Source organism: Sphingobacterium sp. SGL-16, from assembly GCF_011043515.1.
In the GTDB taxonomy this organism is placed as follows: Bacteria; Bacteroidota; Bacteroidia; order Sphingobacteriales; family Sphingobacteriaceae; genus Sphingobacterium; species Sphingobacterium litopenaei.
This window is the reverse complement of sequence record NZ_JAAKGQ010000004.1, coordinates 41,978-62,047: the sequence shown is the minus strand read 5'-3', so window position 1 is coordinate 62,047 and position 20,070 is coordinate 41,978. Positions and strand designations below refer to the sequence as shown.

General features: G+C 36.9%; 13 protein-coding genes. 4 read left to right on the top strand and 9 right to left on the bottom strand.

Going from position 1 to position 20,070, the window contains the following annotated elements; translation table 11 throughout:
• Positions 1 to 12: 12 nt before the first annotated feature.
• The 3 genes from G5B32_RS02635 to G5B32_RS02625 all read left to right on the top strand — a co-directional run bounded on the left by G5B32_RS02635 (position 13) and on the right by G5B32_RS02625 (position 7,528).
• Positions 13 to 2,130 (top strand): flotillin family protein, encoded by a 2,118-nt coding sequence (locus tag G5B32_RS02635; protein ID WP_165290004.1) that lies wholly within the window; start codon positions 13 to 15, stop codon positions 2,128 to 2,130.
• A gap of 72 nt (positions 2,131 to 2,202) precedes the next feature.
• Positions 2,203 to 7,047 carry a DNA repair ATPase gene (locus G5B32_RS02630; protein ID WP_165290003.1) on the top strand — a complete coding sequence of 1,615 codons (4,845 nt, stop codon included), beginning with the start codon at positions 2,203 to 2,205 and terminating at the stop codon, positions 7,045 to 7,047.
• Positions 7,048 to 7,099: 52 nt separating this feature from the next.
• Positions 7,100 to 7,528 (top strand): DUF4488 domain-containing protein, encoded by a 429-nt coding sequence (locus G5B32_RS02625; RefSeq protein WP_165290002.1) that lies wholly within the window; start codon positions 7,100 to 7,102, stop codon positions 7,526 to 7,528.
• A gap of 48 nt (positions 7,529 to 7,576) precedes the next feature.
• Here G5B32_RS02625 and G5B32_RS02620 read toward each other — a convergent pair whose 3' ends face one another.
• The 9 genes from G5B32_RS02620 to G5B32_RS02580 all read right to left on the bottom strand — a co-directional run bounded on the left by G5B32_RS02620 (position 7,577) and on the right by G5B32_RS02580 (position 17,717).
• A complete protein-coding gene (locus tag G5B32_RS02620; RefSeq protein WP_165290001.1) occupies positions 7,577 to 7,843 on the bottom strand; it encodes a hypothetical protein in 267 nt (88 codons plus the stop codon).
• 117 nt (positions 7,844 to 7,960) lie between these two features.
• Positions 7,961 to 8,332, bottom strand: a complete 372-nt coding sequence (locus tag G5B32_RS02615) for a hypothetical protein (RefSeq protein WP_165290000.1) — start codon at positions 8,330 to 8,332, stop codon at positions 7,961 to 7,963.
• 64 nt (positions 8,333 to 8,396) lie between these two features.
• Entirely contained in the window at positions 8,397 to 9,692 is a 1,296-nt protein-coding gene (locus G5B32_RS02610; RefSeq protein ID WP_165289999.1) for a bifunctional folylpolyglutamate synthase/dihydrofolate synthase, read from the bottom strand.
• Between the two features lie 10 nt (positions 9,693 to 9,702).
• The gene (locus G5B32_RS02605; RefSeq protein ID WP_165289998.1) at positions 9,703 to 10,527 is read right to left on the bottom strand and encodes an energy transducer TonB; all 825 of its coding nucleotides are present in this window, start codon (positions 10,525 to 10,527) and stop codon (positions 9,703 to 9,705) included.
• Between the two features lie 80 nt (positions 10,528 to 10,607).
• Positions 10,608 to 11,015 (bottom strand): ExbD/TolR family protein, encoded by a 408-nt coding sequence (locus G5B32_RS02600; protein WP_165289997.1) that lies wholly within the window; start codon positions 11,013 to 11,015, stop codon positions 10,608 to 10,610.
• 25 nt (positions 11,016 to 11,040) lie between these two features.
• Positions 11,041 to 11,742: a MotA/TolQ/ExbB proton channel family protein gene (locus G5B32_RS02595; RefSeq protein ID WP_165289996.1), complete on the bottom strand. Its 702-nt coding sequence runs from the start codon at positions 11,740 to 11,742 to the stop codon at positions 11,041 to 11,043.
• A 41-nt stretch (positions 11,743 to 11,783) separates the two neighbouring features.
• The gene (locus G5B32_RS02590; RefSeq protein ID WP_165289995.1) at positions 11,784 to 12,905 is read right to left on the bottom strand and encodes a hypothetical protein; all 1,122 of its coding nucleotides are present in this window, start codon (positions 12,903 to 12,905) and stop codon (positions 11,784 to 11,786) included.
• A gap of 45 nt (positions 12,906 to 12,950) precedes the next feature.
• The gene (locus G5B32_RS02585) at positions 12,951 to 14,669 is read right to left on the bottom strand and encodes a hypothetical protein (RefSeq protein WP_165289994.1); all 1,719 of its coding nucleotides are present in this window, start codon (positions 14,667 to 14,669) and stop codon (positions 12,951 to 12,953) included.
• Positions 14,670 to 14,687: 18 nt separating this feature from the next.
• Positions 14,688 to 17,717, bottom strand: a complete 3,030-nt coding sequence (locus G5B32_RS02580; protein ID WP_165289993.1) for a tetratricopeptide repeat protein — start codon at positions 17,715 to 17,717, stop codon at positions 14,688 to 14,690.
• A 336-nt stretch (positions 17,718 to 18,053) separates the two neighbouring features.
• Here G5B32_RS02580 and G5B32_RS02575 point away from each other — a divergent pair, with 336 nt between their 5' ends.
• Positions 18,054 to 20,054: a site-specific recombinase gene (locus G5B32_RS02575; RefSeq protein WP_165289992.1), complete on the top strand. Its 2,001-nt coding sequence runs from the start codon at positions 18,054 to 18,056 to the stop codon at positions 20,052 to 20,054.
• The last annotated feature ends 16 nt before the right edge of the window (positions 20,055 to 20,070 follow it).

Genomic DNA, 20,070 nt, shown 5'->3' with positions numbered 1-20,070 from the left:
CTTAAATAAAATATGACTACTAATCAATTATTATTAATCGACGGACTAACAGGCATAGTGCTTCTAGCAGTAGGTGTCATAGTCTTTATTATTGTAGCCTTTTTTGTAGTACTGAGTATGTTCTACAAAAAGATTCCTCAGGGAAAAGCTATAGTTCGTACGGGTGTAGGAGGCACTAAAGTTGCTTTCAACAAAGGTATGTACGTGGTTCCAGTATTCCACAAAATGGAAATTATGGATATTTCTGTTAAGAAAATCGAGATTAACAGAATGCAAGGAGATGGTTTAATTTGTAAGGACAATATCCGTGCAGATATCAAAGTAGCATTCTTCGTACGTGTCAACAAATCAGTAGATGATGTTATCAATGTAGCCCAAAATTTGGGTTGTGATCGTGCCAGTGAACCAGAAACGTTGAAGAATATTTTTGAATCGAAATTTTCCGAAGCGTTGAAAACAGTAGGTAAAAAATTCGATTTCATCGAATTGTACGAAGCGCGTCGTGAATTTCGTGATGAAATCCTAAATATCATCGGCACCGATTTGAACGGCTACATCTTGGATGACTGTGCGATTGACTATTTGGAGCAAACTGAATTAAAGTTCTTGAGCCCTGACAACATTTTAGATTCAGAAGGTATTAAAAAAATCACGGAATTGACGGCAAAACAAAATATGAATGCCAATCTTATTCGTCGTGAAGAAGAGAAGGTTATCAAAAAGCAAAATGTCGAAGCACGTGAAGCAATTTTGGAATTAGAACGACAATTGGCAGAAAAAGAAGAAAAGCAACGTCGTGAGATTGAAAACATCAAATCACGTGAAGAAGCTGAAATCGTTAAAGTACGTGAAGAAGAACGCTTAAAAGCAGAAACTGTTCGCATTTCTACAGAAGAAGCATTAGCAATTCAAGAAGAAAACAAGATGCGTCAGATCATCATCGCAGAGAAAAATAAACTCCGTACGGACGCTGTGGAAACAGAACGTGTGGAGAAAGACCGTGCTTTAGAAGCTACAGAGCGTGAGCGCATCGTAACATTGGCGCAAATCGACAAACAACGTTCGGTAGAAACGGAGCAAAAAACAATTCAGAATGTCATCAAAGAACGTGTACAATTAGAAAAAGGAGTTATCGAAGAGCAACAAGCTGTTAAAGATTTAGAAGTTTTTCGTGAAGTAGAGCGCAAGAAAAAAGCGGGTGTTATTGCGGCATCGCAAGAAGCCGAAGAGCGTTTAATCGCTACGGTGAAAGCGGCTGAAGCAGCGAAAATTGCAGCAGAACAGGAAGCCGAGAAAAAAGTAATCGATGCCGAAGCTGCTCGTAAAATAGCGGAGAAAAAAGCACAAGAGTTATTAATCGAAGCGGAAGCGAAGAAAGAAGCGTCTGCAAAAGAAGCAGAAGCTCGTAAAATCATTGCGGAAGCGAAAGCAAAAGAAGAAGCGGCAATCGGTTTATCTGAAGCTGAAGTGATGGTGGCAAAAGCAGAGGCAGAAGAAATACAAGGCACGAAAGAGGCTGCAGTTATTGAGAAAAAAGCAGAAGCCTTACGCAAAGAAGGTTTAGCTCAGGCAGAAGTTGTTCGTGAAAAAGCTTTAGCGGAAGCTAAAGGAATTGAAGAAAAAGCTTCGGCGATGAAACAACTGGATGGCGTAGGTAAAGAGCACGAAGAGTTCAAATTGCAATTGCAAAAAGAACGCGATGTGGAATTGGCACATATCAATATCCAAAAAGACATTGCTGGTGCACAGGCATCTGTGTTATCAGAAGCATTGAAATCAGCAAAAATTGACATTGTCGGCGGCGAAACATTGTTCTTCGAAAATATCGTTCGTCAAGTATCCAATGCCAAAGGTTTCGATAAATTGATTGATAATTCACAACACGCCACTGACATTAAAAATTCCTTGTTAGGTCCTCATGGAAAAGGTGATTTAGCGGAGAAAGTACGTTCCTTAGCGGATAAGTATGGTATTTCAACTAATGACATTAAGAACTTAACGGTTTCAGCTGCTTTAATCAAATTGCAACAAGCAGCTTCGGCAGAAGAAAACGAAGAAGATAAAGGCTTTATTAATTCATTATTCGGTATAGCCAAAAATTTAGGTATTTCGAATAAAAAGTTAATTTAAAAAAGAGAGCATTAGTAATCCTGACAAGTCAGGATTACTACACTATTATAAAAGCCTCAAAAACTCATATCCATGCAAGAAAACAAAGAGGTACCTATAAAACAAGATTCGCTAGATACAGGCTCGTACGAAATCATTCGCAAACGCCTATTGACACAACGCGATAATTTGTCCAAGCGTGTAGGAGCGCTCAATTCAGCGCGTAAAGAAGTTTTTAATTCTACAAGCTTTGTGTTGAAAGCCAATCAACGCATTACCACCGAAAACAACTGTGTGGCGCGTGGCATTATAGCACTTGACAACATTTGTATTTTCGGATATAACGTACATTTTGGTCTTCGTACCGAGATTAAATTGGAGGATGTTTTTAGTATATATAAGTTTGAAGACAACCACTTCATTCCACAATCGCTAGAACTAATCAACGATTCTAATTTCGTTACCGATTACCAAAATCTTTATAAATACTACCGAGATTCTATCTTTTCAAAATTCCGCAGAACAGAAAATTATCTTTACATGATTTTCCAAACGTCTAAAAATGCGGAAGACAGAAAAGCTTTCAAGTGGCTAATTAAAGGGGATAAACTTATTTATCAAGACGACAGAAGCATTCATGAAGTTAAATTGCCGCTGCAGCATGAGTTTTCGTGGACCAAAACCACTTTAGAAGATCGCCGTTTAGGGAAATTTCCGCATATATCCATTTTAGACAAAGTCTTTATTGAAGCTTTACACGGGGATATCACCTTCAAAATAGAAGATAACACAGATTCTGGCAAAGGAATTTATGCGGAAAAAGTAGCTAATACCGACCAACAATTGGATGATGCAGATTACTATTATGCTGATTTAGGGAATTTGATTGCCGTACGCATTAAGCCATATCAAGAAGAATTTAGGGCCTATATTTTCAATCAACGTACTAAAGAGGTTGTTAACCTCAAATCGTTGAATGAGTCGGCTATTTTGCTACCTGACAATCAAGGTGTCATCTTTTCGAATGGATATTATCTTCAAAATGGAACTTACAAAGTTTTTGATAATACCTTCGAAAATGTAAGTTTCCTACGCAGAATAGCTTCGCCAAATGGCGAAGATTTCTTGTATATCTTTACGCAATCGGAAAGTAACACCTACATTCTGATGTCGTACAACATCATCCAGCAAACGGTAGAAACACCTATTATATGTAACGGTTTTACGGTATTTGATGATGGCTCGCTGATTTATTTCCGTACGGAAGCCGAGGCTACACGTCATCATCAGGTACAAATATGGCAAACGCCATATATGGTTGTGCTACAGGAAAATTTGGAGCGTAGAGACGACCCTTTATACAAAGTCGGCAACAAGCAGATTGTACAAGCGATGGCTGAAGTACAAGAAGTCGTGCAATTAGTCAATAAGGAAGATAGTTACGAAGGTTTGTATGAGGATATTCTTCGTAAAACGAATGGGATTTTAGATAGCTACTTTTGGATTCATGATGCCGCTTTAAAAAATTTAGGCGAGCCCCTAAGACAGATTGCGGAAGTGGCTAACACTGCGATTGATGAATTCGTGAAAGTACAAGCTTTGCGCAAACATGCGCTTGATGTAGTAGCAAAAACCCACCAAAAGTTAGATCAACTGGTCTTTAATATTAACAGTACCACTGTTGAAAAGCTGGATCAATTGGTTCATCAATTGGCGGATTCGCGCAAACTCCAGGGCGAAATCATAGACCTGAAAAATGTAAAATACACGGAAGATGCACAAATAGCGCTACTTTCGGAACAAATAGAAAAGATTTCTTCCGACCTGTCAGAAAAGACAGTTGCTTTCCTTTTGAAGGATGAAGCACTACTACCCTATGAGCAACGTGTCATTGAGCAAAAGAAAAATGTTGAGGAAATTACCAAAGCTTTTGATGCAAAAGAAGTTGAAACAAACAATACAGCCATTTCTTCCGAACTGGAATTGTTGATTGATATTCTAAACAGCTTAAAAATCGATGATGTCACACAGACGACCAAAATCATTGAGAAAATATCGTTGATATTTTCATCACTGAATGAAGTTCGTGCACAACTGACGCGCAAATTAAGCTCGCTAAGAAGCAAAGAAGCTATTGCAGAATTTTCGGCACAATTGACTTTGCTCGAGCAATCCGTTACAAACTATTTAGAACTTTCGACTTCTGCTGATAAGGTTGATGAATATTATACCAAAATCGTCGCTCAACTGGAAGAGTTGGATAGCAAGTTTTCTGAATTTGATGATTTTGCATTAAAAATTGCCGATAAACGTGATGAAATCATCAAAGCATTCAATGGGCGTCGCGAACAAATTGTTGAGCAACTCAACAAAAGAAGTTCTTCTTTAGAGCAAATCGGTCTTCGAGTACTGAAAAACATTGAAAATAAATCCAAAACTTTCAATTCGCGTGAAGAGATTTTGAGTTTCTATGCTTCGGATTTGATGATTGATAAGATTCGCGAACTTATAAGCGAATTGAAAACATTACAGGATGTTTCGAAAGCCGAAAATCTAGAAAACTTACTTAAAAAATCACAAGAAGATGCCTTGCGGATTCTACGAGACAAAACTGAACTTTATGTCGATGGCGATAACATTATAGCGCTTGGAAAGCATAAATTTACGGTTAACAAGCAACCGCTGAGTTTGACCTTATTACGACGCAATGAGGATTTATATTATCATCTGACAGGCACAAGCTTTTATCAAAAAGTCAAAAATCAAGATATTCTGACTTATCAGGATATTTGGGAGCAAGAGCTTGTGTCGGAGAATAAAGTGGTGTATAGAGCTGAATATTTAGCTTATAAAACATTTTTGGCTTCGCAAAACCAAGATTCTTTTGATTCGGAAAGCTTTATTACACAAATTGTTGAGCAAAATTATTCAGAGAATTACATAAAAGGTGTACACAACTTTGATGCGCTACAAATTTATCAAGCTATCAAAAGTATGGATGATAAGATGGAACTTTTGCGGTATGCACCGAAGGTACGTGCTGCAGCACATCTTTTTTGGTTTACTTTAGCCCCTGTGACTAGACAGAAACTAGAGGCTTTGATTCATTCTACATCGAATGTGTTGAAAGCATTCCCTAAAAGTAACCGCTATCAAAGCACGGTAGAAGAAATTTCAAGCATCTTCCAAACTTGGGATAATATTGTGGATAATGTGGGGATTGTCGCGAAAAATGTCGCTACATATATTTTTAAAGCGATTTCACAATATAGGCAAATGGTTTTAAGCGAAAGTGCGGACCATTTGAAACAAGATTTCCAACGTGCCCTAGAAAATAGAAAGACTTACAAATCCTTTCATGATGATTTGGAGAGTGAATTTTTCAGTGTAGCAGATAAATATTACCTGACCCTAAATTGGTTACACGCGTTTATAGATGAAGATCCTCAATATAAAACACACAGACAGTATGTAGAAGAAGCTGCAGTAGAATTATTGTTCCCTAAAGAAAGCTACCATCTTCATTTTGCACATGACACAGTTTCGTTAGAAGGTCTAAAAGGAAATCATGCTGTTTTAGAAGATGGAAAAATCACAATTCATTATCATGATTTTATTCAAAAATTACAGTCTTTCGTGGAGAATGATGTACTTAGATTTAATGGTTTTGCTGCACTAAAAGAGCAATTGGTAAAATCGTATGAGAAAGAATTGAAAATTCAGGAGTTTGAACCCAAGGTGCTCACATCTTTTGTTCGCAATAAGCTTATCAACGAGGTGTATTTTCCGCTAATTGGAAACAATTTAGCCAAACAATTGGGTGCTGCTGGGGACACCAAACGCACAGCTCGAATGGGCATGTTGCTTCTAATTTCTCCTCCAGGATATGGTAAGACGACATTGATGGAATATTTAGCTAAAACGATGGGTTTACATTTTGTAAAAGTTAATGGTCCAACGATAGGACATTCGATTACATCTATTGACCCTATCGAAGCAAAAACTTCCGGCGAACGCGAGGAATTAAAAAAAATCAATCTGGCTTTTGAGATGGCGGACAATGTGATGCTTTATCTTGATGATATTCAGCATTTAAATCCTGAATTTTTACAAAAATTCATTTCATTAGCTGATGGACAACGCAAGATTGATGGTATTTTTGAGGGAGAAAGCAAAACCTATGATTTACGTGGTAAACGTTTTTGCATTGTGATGGCAGGAAATCCTTATACAGAATCGGGTTCTAAGTTTCAAATTCCAGATATGTTGGCGAACCGTGCTGATGTGTATAATTTGGGTGATGTGATTGGCGATACAGAGCATTTGTTTAACCTCAGTCTTATTGAAAATGCCGCTATTGAAAATCCACATCTCGAAAAGATAGCGAGCAAATCATTTAAGGATTTCTATGCACTGATAAACTTTGTTCAACAAGAAACAGAACAATTACCTGACTTAGAAGGTAATTATTTGAAGCAGGATATTGACAATTTCGTAGCGGTACTGAAGTATGTATTGAAAATTCGGGATGTGGTAATCAAAGTCAACAAAAACTATATTCAATCCGCAGCGATGCAAGACTCCTATCGTACAGAACCTCCATTCAAAATGCAAGGTTCGTACCGTAACATGAGTAAATTGGTTACGCAAATCGTTCCGATGATGAATGATAAGGAAATTGATGATGTGGTGCGTGCGCATTACGAAAGTGAATCGCAAACTTTGACTGCTGACACGGAAAGCAATTTATTGAAATTAAAAGAATTAGCAGGCTTAATTAGACCCGAAGAGCAAAAACGTTGGGAAGATATCAAAACTATTTTCCTTAAAAACAACAAACATGGCGGTCTTGGTAAAGACGATAAAGTCTTTGCACAACTTTTAGAATTTAACGAAAACTTAGAAGGAATTATTAAGGCAATAAAAGGAAATAAATAATTTGAGATTTTGATAATTTGAAGATTTGGAAATAACTTAATACAAAACTGATATGATGAAAAAAATTTTATTACTAGCCACATTTCTTTTGGCCGTATGCGCCATAAGTTTTGCGCAAGACAAACCCTTAACTGGTGTTTGGGAATTAAAGAAAACAAAAGATGGTCAAGGAAATATACATGATATGACCTTCGGAGCCTACAAACTCTTCTCAGATGACGGAAAGTTCTCCAATATGCGCGTGACCGAGCAAGGTGCTTTATTTACACATGACGGCCTTTTTAAAATAGATGATAAAGGTAACTATGCAGAAAGTGTATTTAATCATATTACAAGCACCTATCTTGATGAAATTCAATTGAAGTATAAGCTGTCTGAAGATGGAAATACGCTTACTATAGAAGGAGAATTAAAACTGGGTAATGATAGCCCCTATAATCTTTATGAAGAATGGAAGAAAGTAAAGGTTGGTGAGTTTTAGTTTTAATCATAACAAACGCCCAATTATGAAAATTGGGCGTTTTAAATTCTACCTTTGACTAACCTTCCTTTTATCCACAAGAATACGGTCTATCTTAGTACCTTCTTTGAAATCAGCAATACTCAATTCATTCTTATTTCTCGAGAGACTAATCTTTTCCCAATCGCCTTTATAATCTTCTATATCCAAAATAAATTGTATCGTTGGATAAGTGGCAATTTTGACTTGCATAGCATTTGGGTCTTCCTCTATCCAACCAATATCAAATTGTAATTTACCTAATTTACTTTCCAATTCTTTAAGCGTTGTTCCCACACATATCCCCTATTTGGTTTTAAATAAATCAGAATATATAAAGATATACTTAATCTTATCTTTCCAATACCACGCTTTACAATTATCGGACGATGTATAAAAGACATTTGAATTATCCTAATATTTAGTTTCGGATTCATCATCGTCAAATTGCGCACAGCCAATAGTCAACATTCCATCTTCAATAAATTCTCCTGCCTCATCCATTTTCAATCCCAAAACATAACCACCATCACAACAAGCGTCTACACATATACTATAGCCTTGTGTATAGATATAGGTATATTTTTCTGTTGCAATACTTTGCCAAGGCTCGCCTATATTGAAATAGCCGACAGCATTTTCAGTGATAAGGTATTTAGTTGTTTCAGTAATAACGGCAGATATACTGTCCTGAGATTCGTCTGTCTGAGCTTTTTGAGAAGAAGTTTTTCGTTGTTCGCAACTAATGAGTGCAAAGAATATAAAGGCATTTAGTAAGAATCTCATAATTAAGTATTAGTAGTATCTTAAATTTAAACAACTAATACTTAATTACACAGTTATTTGGAAATTATTTCATTTGTTGCAATACTTCTGCAACAACAAAATTAGAACCGCCGACAAAGATCAAATCACCAGGTAAATATGTGGACTTTGCCTCATTTAAAGCTTGGATAACGGAGCCACAAACTCTTCCTGATAAGCCATAACCTTTTGCTTTTTCTGCTAATTCTTCAGCTTCCATAGCACGTGGCATGTCAGGGTTAGAAAAATAATAAATAGCATCTTTCGGTAGATAAGGAAGCATATGATCCAAATCTTTATCCTTCATCGCACCGATAACGATATGAAGTTTATTGTAAGAAACTTCATTCAGGTTTTTGATAACTTCTTTAATACCGTCTTCGTTGTGTCCAGTATCGCAGATAATCAAAGGATCTGTACTTAATGTTTGCCAACGGCCTTGAAACCCCGTTAGCTTTTGTACGTTAGCAAGGGCATAAATTAATTGCTCATCCGAAATAGCAAACCCTTTTTGACGGATTTGGTCTACAACGGCCAATACCCCAGCAATATTTTTTACTTGATAAGAGCCTGTTAAATCCAAATCATACACTTTAGTTTCCCATTCTTTAGAGATTCCAATACGCTGCATTAAAGCATCCTTTTCTAATCGATTGGCTTTGATTTTTTGATCCGCAAAAATAATCGGAGCTTTTTCCAAGTTAGCTTTTGCGATGAATACCGGAGCTGTTATTTCGTGGGACTCAGAAATTACAACTGGAATATGCGGTTTTATAATACCTGCCTTCTCTCCTGCTATTTCTTCTAAGGTGTCGCCTAACAAATTCATATGATCCATACCGATATTGGTAATCAGACACACTTCTGGTGATATAACATTGGTACTGTCTAATCTTCCTCCTAAGCCTACTTCAATAATAGCAATATCTACTTGCTCCTTGGCGAAGTAATCAAAAGCCATTACTACCGTAGCTTCGAAGAAAGAAGGTTGTACATCTTCGATTAAATCTTGGTTGTTATAAACATAATCTACAACAAATTGCTCAGATATCTGCGCTCCATTAATACGGATACGCTCGCGAAAATCCACTAAATGTGGAGAAGTATATAAGCCAGTTTTGTAACCAGCATTGGCCAAAATCGCAGCAAGCATATGCGAAGAAGAACCTTTGCCATTTGTGCCAGCTACGTGGATGCTTTTAAATTTATGTTGTGGATTATCAAAAGCTTCACAGAGTGCCAATGTATTATCCAAATCCTTCTTGAATGCCGAAGCACCATCACGTGTAAACATAGGTAATCGACTATATAAATAATCGATTACCTCTGTATAAGTATGCATAAAACTTAAATTATCTAACTTTGAAATTAATGGTTACGTGTACCACACGTCTCTCTGGAGCATTTGGAACGGTATTGAATTTTGCTTTACGCAATTCTCTTTCCAACATGCTATAAACGGTAGGTGAGGAATAGGTTGTTCCTTTAACCCCTGGACGAACACTAATAATATTACCATTTCTGTCCACCGTCAATTCGCATACGACAACACCTGAGAATTGGCTTTTGTCGTCGATATTAGGCCTTACAGCCCAATGTCTACTTGTCAAGGATATTGGAGTATCACCAAAGCCCGATCCACCTTCTCCATAATTGGATGCTAAAGGATCACCTAAAGCCGAACCTTGGTTTCCAGGACCGCCTCCTTCTCCATCACCAGCACCTTGACCATTATTCTTTTTGCCTTTATAAAGGGCATTGGTATTGACTGTTGGGGTGCTATTTTTAACTTCTTTAGTCGTTTCAGGAGCTGGATTTTTTACAGCCTTTTCTGTTTTGGTTACAGCGGGAGCATCTTCCATATCCTGAGTAGCCACCGCTTTATCCGATGTTTGTTGCGAAGGTGTAGGAGTAGGTGTTTCGGTAGGCACGACACGATCAGGTCGGACATTATTTGCATTTTCATCCATTGAAGGCTCTTCAATGCTCATATAATCATCGCCCATACCCACATCTGAGGTACCATAATTTACCACAATCCCACCCATTCCATACTCTGGAATGCCAGGTTGTCCAAAGACTATAAAATAGCCAATAGCAAACAAAAGTGCCATCACAATAGACGAATAGCCTAGTGCCTTGGGTAAATTATTCTCTTCTTTTATATGATAATACATTTTCTTAAATTAAAAAAGTCAAAATTAAATAGTCAAAAACTTAGACTCAATGACTTTCAAATTGTCAAATGATCAATTTTCTAATCCTTCTTTGGCTCGGTAGCAAGCACCAATTTAATCTTCAAACGGTTTGCCACATCCATCACCGAAATAACATTTTGGATCGGAACAGTACTATCCGCATAAAGCATAATCGTTACTTCCTCGCCAGGGTTCATTTGCGCCTGTAATATTTGTTCCAACGCTTCGTAAGGAACTGTTTGCTTATCTACATGGTACGACAAATCCGCAGTAATAGAAACTGTAACTGTTTTCTTTGCTACAGATTGTTCTCCAGCACTAGATTTGGGTAATAACAACTTCACCACTTGAGGATTGGCCACCGCAGATGCCAACAGGAAGAATAACATCAGGAAAAACATGATATCATTCAACGCAGCTGTATGCACTTCTGCAGTAGGTTTGCCTCTTCTATTTCTTATATTCATGGTCTATCCAATTATAAGTCCTTGATTAAACCCCTGGTTCGTCTAATAAATCGATAAACTCAACCGCTTCTGTTTCCATCTTAAGGATCAAACGCTCCACCATCATATTCAAAATGTGATAACCAATGTATGCCAAGATACCAATAGTCAAACCTGAAGCTGAAGCAATCATTTTTACGTAAAGACCTCCAGATACCGAACCGATATCGATACCACCGGCAGCTTCCACATCACGGAAGATTTGGATTACTCCAAAGATCGTACCCACGAAACCAAGCATCGGCGCTATACCTGCGATGATACCTAATACGTTGATATTTTTTTCTAAACGAGAAACCTCTAATTTACCTGCATTTTCAATAGCACCTTCAATATCTTTGATAGGGCGTCCTACGCGTGTCAAACCTTTTTGCAACATACGCGCTAACGCCGAATTGCTAGAGCGACATACTGCAATAGCAGAATCCAATTTACCAGACAATACATTGCTTTTGATCTGAGCCATTAAGTTACCATCTGATTTGGAAGCATTGCGAATAGTAATGTAACGCTCAATAAAAATCACTAATCCGATGAAAAATAAAACAACAATTGGAATCATAATCCAACCACCCTTCATCAATAATTCGATTAGGTTTTGATCCTGTACTGGAGCAGCAATAGCAACGGATTGATTTACAACCGAATTTGCACTATCTAATAACGCTGTGTCTTGAATGAATGACATAATATCTAAAAATATTTATTTATTGGTTTCTATTTACTTAACTATAATACTGCTGGCCATGCATCAGCTTTTACATTTTTTTGTACATAACGCAATGCTGAATCACGCAACTCTTTTGTTGGGTATGTATCCCAAATTACTTTTTTACGATTTTTTTCCAAATTGGAAGGTAATGCACGTACATGCTTGAATCCCTTCTTTTGGTACTCAGCAGCTTCTGCTTCTGCTTGTTCATATTTAGGATGTGTTCCTACCACAATAGTATACTTATGCAAAGCAGGCTCATCAACAGTTGCAGTTGGAACCTGTTGAACCGTCGATGCCAACGAATCCGAAGAGTTTAAAGCAGAAGAATCCACAGCTGCCATTGCATTAGAATCCACACTATAACTTGTAGTATCTTCTACAAAATCTGTTGAATCCATGGCGCTTAAGAGCTGATCAACATTATCCAATTTTTTGGAAAGAATACTGTAATAATAAATTCCGCCCATGGCAATCAACGCCACTATAGCAATCAGCGCATAGACTACTGCGTTACTTCGCTTTGGAGTTTCCTCAAAATATTCTAACGGCTCTTCTCTATGCTGTTGGAAAGAGTTAACTGGAGCATTTTCTATAGGTGTCTGTTCTTCTGCTGAAGTTTGCGCATCAATTAATTCTGAAACCACGGTTTCTTCTACTGGAGACGAAGGTTCTGCTACAGGAATAGAAGGAACAATATTTGGTATTTCTTCCTGAACTTCCTCTTGGGTATTCTCCATTATCTTTTGATAAGGATCTTCAATTGGAACAAATTGAAAACCACTTAAATCCAATGGTTTGAAAATAAAAGAATGTCCATAAGAAACCAAATAGCCTAATTCGTCCAAAGTAGCTTGCCCATCCGTATGGATCGCATCAATTAGTTTGTCTACTTCCTGTTGAACAATTCTTTCTGCTTCTAGTTTCTCAACCTGATTACTTTGTTGAACATACAACGCAAAATCATAACCTTCTTGCGAATCATGTTCAAATTCGATATAACTCAATGGAGGTAAGACAACATTACGCTTTGCATCATAAGACGCTGCAGTGCGGATACGTCTAAACGTACCTAAGCCTAAGACAAACACTGACGAATGTCTTTTGAGCAAAGAATGAACTTGTCTTCCTAGAATCATCTAATTAAACTAAAAATATGTGTTGCAAAGTTATAATTCTATTTGTTAAAATGAAAAATTAACCCCACCTATCACATTGAAACCCAATCTTGGATAATATAAGTAGCGTTCATACTCCTTATTGAAAATATTATTCGCTTTAATAAATATACCCAAATTAGACATCGCTTTGTACTCAGCACCAGCACTTAAATCAAAAAATTCGGGTACTGACACTTTATGATAGTTATTTTTCACAGATGAAAATGATGATAAATCATAATCGTAAGTAGCTGCCCATGTCGAACCATGGAATAACGCTTCAGCATCAATATACAATTTTTCTGAGATATTAAAGCGTGCATTAGCTGCCAAACGTAATTTTGGTGTATGCCATGCTTCCTCTTGAGTCGCCATAGTATACCCATCAATGTTCAAACGACCGCCTAAATTAACCAATTGGGATAAGCGAACATTGATTTCACCTTCAATTCCAAAATATTTGGCTTTACTATCTTCATTACCATCATACACCAAATCAAAACGGAATGGTGCATCTTCGTTGTTCAAAAATAATGGTAATCCTTCAATTGATTTGTAGATAACTTTCGCTTTGTAGCCAAATGTCGCACCTGCGTTTCCTTTGATACCACCAAAAATATGCAATCTATCCACTTGATTTTGGAAATTTTGATTTGGACCCAAATAAGGATTCAATTGTGTAAACTGCTTATATGAAGCTTTTTGAACACCACCATTCAATCCACCAAACAAGTGAATATAGCCAGGTACTAAGGAGAAATCGACTTCCGCTGCTGGAAATATATTAAATCTACTTTCGTCCCCAAATTCCGACACAATATTTCCGCCCAAAGTCAATGTATAGTTATCACCCTTAAAACTGATATAAGGATTGATGGTCGCTACAGAATTTTTGAACTTATCTAAATTAGCACCTACACCACCGATAGTATTGTAATCTAAAGCCACATTAGCACCAATATTGAAGGTACGTACGCGCTTATTTAAATAACCCGAAATAGCGATTGAGTTTTCACTACCATCGAACTTATCTTTATACGTATAAGCATCTAATTTCGCTGAATACGAAACTGCTTCTTCATTATTGGGATCAAAATTACTTGTTAACTCGCCCGTGAAATATATATCATTAAAAGCTTGTGCTTCTTTTGCTGGATTAATTGAAATACCATTTATATCTGCTGGAATTCCATAGAAACGTGTCGCATAACGATTGTAACCTAAAGTTCCGTCTACGGTAAAACCATCCAAGATACGGCGACCAAAAATTCCAACCTCTTGTCTAGAGAATTTTTGCTCTTCTAAAGAACCTTTTTGATTCAGATGCTTCACAAAAGCACCAAATCGAAGATTTTCATACTCTTCATTTGCTACATATGCTTCACCCAAGATTGTTCCTAAATTCCCAATACCTAATTTCACATAATTCGATGTGATATCCTGAGCTTTTGTAAAAGGTAATTCTTGAACAGTTAATTCTTTCAGACCTGTATTGATATCCAACTTTTTATCGGGCACATTACCATAAGTAAGTTTTGGCATATATGCACGTTTGTTAGTCATATCCGGACTACGACGAATCTTAACTGCATCAGCAAGAATAGGTTTGTAATCACGGACTACATCAAATGAATCTATCGTTACTGGTCTTTCGGGATCAACTTGTGCGGAGACTTGTTGCCCTACCCCTAATAACAATGCTACAATAGCATAATTCTTAAATACTGTTTTATGCAATTTCATCTTATTTCCTATTTCTTGTTATTTCAATTTTTGTAAACGTTCCTTCGCTGTTTTAAGAATGTCATCGGTCTTATTTTCATAATTCTCGATTACACTTTCCAATGTTGCTTTCGCTTGGAACTTATCACCTTTTCCTACATACGCATCTGACATTAAAATAAAGCCCTTCGCTACCCAATAGTCGTAAGAAGAGAATGTATTTGAAATATCAAAAGCTGATTCAATAGCTTTGTCGTATTGTTTTGCTTTCAACTGTTGTTCAGCTACTAAATAACGTGCTTCAGCACCAGTTTCTGTTTTTGATTTCAATGCCGCTAAGTTTAATTCTTTAGTCGCATCAGCAGTCTTGTTTTGGCTAGTATATGCTTTTGCAGCATATAAATGTGCTAAAGCAATATCTTCTTCCGAAGCTTTTTCATAACCTTTTAAGATGTTAGCGTAGTTCAATGTTTCTACAGGATCACCAATATTATAGTAAGAGATCAATAAGTTTTTAATCGCAAAACCATAATTTTCTTTGTATTCCGAAGTCAACTCTAGTTTTTTCAACACTTGAACAGCTTCGTTATATGCTTTATTACGCAAGTGTAATTTAGAAACACTAATTAGCGTCTTTTCTGTATAAGCCGAAGTCCAGTCATTCATGATGATATTGAAATCATGCAAAGCCTCCTTATCTTGTTTCAACTGCGCATAACTTTCACCACGGATATAGCGTGCGAACTTCTCGTTTATTGGTTTAGGAAACTTATCAAAATAAGCATTTACTGCTTCTACAGCACCTTGCCAGTTACCACGTTCGAACAAATTACGTGCTACACCAAATGTGTGGGCATCTTGCTCCGCTTGAGAAAGATTACCAATATTCGTCCCTGTCGCATAACGAATATAACCAGAAGCATCACCTTTATCTAGGTAGATGTTTTCAATCGAACGAATCGCTTGTTTAGCTTCGTCTGTTGTAGCATATTGACTTACTACTCTTTCGAAAGTCTGGCGTGCAGCATCTGTATTATCTTGGTTATATTGCACCAAACCTATTGTCAACAAGGCACGTGGAACGTACGAACTGCGCGGATATTTTTCCACCATGGATTGCAAACCACTGATAGCTTGATCATAATTCCCCATTAAGAAATAAGTGTAAGGAATTTCGAACGCTACGTCATCTGCGTAATTTGATTTTGGATATTTTGCGATTACAGAATTCAACGTAGCAATCTTCGCGTCGTTGTTTCCTTGTAATCCTTGGATAATTCCGCGTTGGAATAAAGCGTAATCCTGACTTTGGGCATTTGAACTAATCAAACGGTCATAGTAAGACATAGCTTTACCGTAATTTTTCGTAGCAAAATAAGAATCTGCCAGACGCGCAATAGCGTCATTTTTTGTATTCAATTCAATACCGTCTTTGCCACCGCCTGATAAAAAGCGCTCAAAGTAATTCGCTGAAGTATTGTAATTGTCATTACGAAAAGCCGCATACGCTAATGCGTAATTTGCATAGTGATAAACATCTGTTTTACGTGCGGCAGGCAATTGCAGGAATTTATTAAAGTTCGCTACAGCTTCTTTGTATTTGCGAACTTCGTACATTGCTTCTGCTTTCCAATACACAGCTAAAGCGTAGATTTCTTCGTCATAACGGTTCGCTTCCGAACGCATGAACATGGAAATACCATTTTCAAAGGCGCGCTCGTTATAGAACTCCAAACCACGGTAATATGTCACTTTTTGATAAGCCGCTTTCGCTTCTTTAGAAGTCAATGGAAAAGATTCCAAGACATCTACTGCATTACGGTAATTTTTAGTACTTAGTAATACTTCTGCTAATAAAGTTTTAGCTTCTTCATTACGCCTATTGTTTTTGTAGGTATCCAAATATTCTTGGACCGCATCCAAAGCAACCTGGTGGAATTCCAATTCATAAGAAAGTTTCGCATAGTTGAACAAACCTTCTTCTTTCAATTGTGGATCAAAATCCAATTTTGAAGCTTTGAAGAACGCATTACGTGCACTTTGTTTATTTCCTGTCTTGATAAATGAATCACCCAATGTTATCATCGCACTTTGATAATATTCATCCGGATCAGTCATTTTTTCCAATTCGGTGATTGCTTTTTTATAGTCGCCTAATTTGTAAGCGATGTAACCGATTTGGTAACTATCTTGGTTATTTTGAGTTTTACCTTGATCTTGCGCCTGGAATTTATCGTAGTATTGTTTTGATTTTGCTAAATCACCTTTTATAAAATACGTCGCACCTATAATACGGAACATCTCTGTTTCGAACTCTTGCTTTGTATTTTGCAAAATTGGCAGCGCATAACTCAATACATCATCGTAGCGTTTGTCCAGGAAGTACAACGCTGTGATGTAATAAGGGTAGGTGGACTCAAAAGTTTTAGAACCATTCAAGCGCTCAAATTCATTCAAAGCTGTCTTGTACTCCGCATCCAAATAGCACAAGTAGGCATAGTAGTAAATAGAAGCTTCTTGATAAATACTATTTTCGTCTTTTAACTTTTCGAATAAGGGTTTCGCGGATTTATAGTCATTCGTCATAAACTGCGCATAACCCAGTTTAAAACGGTATTCTATATTTTCCGCTCCAGCTAGATTTTTACTTTCGATTTTAGTAAACCATTCTATCGCTTTAGGATAATCCTTCTTTGCATAGTACGAACGACCGATTTGAAAATAAGCCGCTTTGGAGTTTGCACTTGCTGGATAATCTTTAATGTATTTCAGAAAACGACCTTCAGCATCCGAATCCCCCAATTCCAGTGCACATACCGCCTGATAAAAACGTACACCTTCTTTGATTAAAGTTAATTCTTCGGTTTCATCCAATTGCAAAGTCGATTTCGTACGTAATTCCTCTACTTTATCAAATTGCTTTGCTGCTGAACTGAACTTACCACGTTCGTATAACTCCAATCCCGTTTTATATGCTCTGTTAATATCTTGCCAAGCTGTTTGTTGACCAAATACGGGAACAGACATTAAGCTCAATGCAACACCTAATCCGTAAATTTTCTTGTACATAATGGTGTATTTTCTTTATCTAAATTTCTAAAAAAATCATCCCAAAATAGCCACCCACGTAGTGTGATGTAGATACTATTCTTCAGTCTACTAAATTAGTAGTTAAGAATCAAGTTTTCCTCAAAAGTTGTTAACATCTGTTAGTAAACACCTTTTATAACGCTAATTTTACGATTAAGTCGGATTACATAAGAATATTTAACATTTTTTCACATTAGATAAGTTTATTTCAAGAGGTTGCATTTTATTAAAACTTTGAAGGATTTTGTGTGTTTCAATATAAAACCGTAATTTTTCATTGCTTTTTAAACAAGCAAATACACATACATACCTTACATGACGCAGACCAAACAAGAGTTAATAGTCTTATTTGAACAGTCTACTTATAAAGAAATTGATGGATTGGACTTCTTAATTGAACTCGTAAATATCTATCGCAAAAACAGACACTCTTTATTGGTAGAAATTAATGATTTGTTGGAATTATTGCAATCCACGCCCTCATACAAAACAATATTAATTACCAAAATAGATGCATTAAACTTCCAGACCAGAGACTTCGATCAAATTATTTCGGATGTCGGCATCATCAATTACAATGATTTTTTGTACGAAGTCAAAAGAAGGCTAATTGCTAAAATAATTCCTCACCAAGCTCCTGCTGAATCTCTAGAATTCGTACTGAACCAAATATTCTATTCTAGAACAGATTCAGATTGGATTATGCGCATACCAGACGAACAATTGATTCGTCTCTTTGAAATGGTTGAAGGAAAAAGTATTTACGAATTAGAACAAAACAATCATCCTATTTCGGAAATATTGTACGGGTTGGAAGTTTTGACACAGCGTGTTTCGGGACGGGCAATGGAAACCGAAGTCAGCAAGATGAATCCGGAATACCGGAATTTTGATAATCCATTTATTGGACTACTTCAAGAAATGGATGCTATTATCCAATATATTCGTACGCAAAATCATACTTATCTGGTTAGTTCGGACATTAATTACAAACAGTTGATAGTGCTATTAAGTCAGTGCGAAAAGTATATCGATGATGCTTTTGATAATTCCCATAAACTAGGGATTTCGATGAAAGTGAATCAATCTTTACTCCGATTGCGTCAGCAATTGGCTCGGATCCGCGAGACACTTCCTTATTTGGTATTAGACGAGCCTAATGAAGGCGTAGAACAGACGATTTCACTAATAAAGAAGCTTATATGTATAAATACAAACAAAACGAACGTGCGTAGGCTTATCAATGAAAGTACACAATCCATAGCCTACGAAATCACACAACATACCGCACAGACGGGTGAACATTATATAACAACTTCCAAGAAAGAATACACGAAAATGTTTTGGTCTGCCTGTGGTGGTGGATGTATTGTAGCTATACTATGTGTCATAAAAGTACTATTGGCTAAGGTGGACACCAGTATCTTTGGACATGCAGTTTTATATAGTCTAAACTACGCATTAGGCTTCACCGCAATTTATTTATTAGGCTGTACACTAGCTACCAAGCAGCCCGCTATGACTGCTTCGGCATTAGTCAGCGCTTTGGAACGCAAGACTGAAAGTAAAGAAGAACGAAACTACAAGTATTGGTCTTTCGCGCATTTCTTTTCCCAAGTTTTTCGTTCGCAATTTATAGCTTTTGTGGGTAATGTGTTTTTAGCCTTTCCAATAGCATGGCTACTAATAAAAGGAATTGATCTGCTTTTTCACTTCAATATAGCTTCTGCCAAATGGCGTACTCTTATCACAGATTTGGACCCTATTGATTCCCCTTCCATAGCGCACGCTGCTATTGCAGGTGTTTTCTTATTCTTATCTGGGATTATTGCGGGAAGTGTAGCCAATCGGGATAAGCATCATTCTCTCTATTATAGAATTGAGCAACACCCAATTCTCAAGAAAGTATTTGGAAAAGAAAAAACGAAACGATTTGCAGATTGGTACAAAAAGAAATGGGCTGGTGTTATTTCTAACGTATGGTTTGGGGTATTTATGGGCATGACAGGCTCTATTGGGATATTTTTAGGACTAAACATTGACATACGCCACATTACTTTTGCTAGTGGAAATCTAGCCTTAGGCATTTACGGAAGTGAATTACGCGCACCAACAGATATGATTATCTGGGGTGTAGTAGGAATAGGTGTAATTGGTTTTGTAAACTTTATAGTCAGTTTTACACTTAGCTTAATTCTGGCATTTCGTGCACGGAAAATGAAATTTTATGAATTGATATTAGTCGGGAAAGCCGTATGGGCATTGTTTCTTTTGAGTCCTATGCAATTCTTCTTTCCACCAAGAAAAGAAGTCTAAAAAAAGAGAGGTTAAA

What these genes read in the sequence shown, in the direction of transcription:
- G5B32_RS02590 (WP_165289995.1), bottom strand. Translation starts at nt 12,905, where the DNA reads ATGATTCTAGGAAGACAAGTTCATTCTTTGCTCAAAAGACATTCGTCA.
- G5B32_RS02625 (WP_165290002.1), top strand. Translation starts at nt 7,100, where the DNA reads ATGATGAAAAAAATTTTATTACTAGCCACATTTCTTTTGGCCGTATGC.
- G5B32_RS02610 (WP_165289999.1), bottom strand. Translation starts at nt 9,692, where the DNA reads ATGCATACTTATACAGAGGTAATCGATTATTTATATAGTCGATTACCT.
- G5B32_RS02580 (WP_165289993.1), bottom strand. Translation starts at nt 17,717, where the DNA reads ATGTACAAGAAAATTTACGGATTAGGTGTTGCATTGAGCTTAATGTCT.
- G5B32_RS02635 (WP_165290004.1), top strand. Translation starts at nt 13, where the DNA reads ATGACTACTAATCAATTATTATTAATCGACGGACTAACAGGCATAGTG.
- G5B32_RS02575 (WP_165289992.1), top strand. Translation starts at nt 18,054, where the DNA reads ATGACGCAGACCAAACAAGAGTTAATAGTCTTATTTGAACAGTCTACT.
- G5B32_RS02605 (WP_165289998.1), bottom strand. Translation starts at nt 10,527, where the DNA reads ATGTATTATCATATAAAAGAAGAGAATAATTTACCCAAGGCACTAGGC.
- G5B32_RS02595 (WP_165289996.1), bottom strand. Translation starts at nt 11,742, where the DNA reads ATGTCATTCATTCAAGACACAGCGTTATTAGATAGTGCAAATTCGGTT.
- G5B32_RS02615 (WP_165290000.1), bottom strand. Translation starts at nt 8,332, where the DNA reads ATGAGATTCTTACTAAATGCCTTTATATTCTTTGCACTCATTAGTTGC.
- G5B32_RS02600 (WP_165289997.1), bottom strand. Translation starts at nt 11,015, where the DNA reads ATGAATATAAGAAATAGAAGAGGCAAACCTACTGCAGAAGTGCATACA.
- G5B32_RS02630 (WP_165290003.1), top strand. Translation starts at nt 2,203, where the DNA reads ATGCAAGAAAACAAAGAGGTACCTATAAAACAAGATTCGCTAGATACA.
- G5B32_RS02585 (WP_165289994.1), bottom strand. Translation starts at nt 14,669, where the DNA reads ATGAAATTGCATAAAACAGTATTTAAGAATTATGCTATTGTAGCATTG.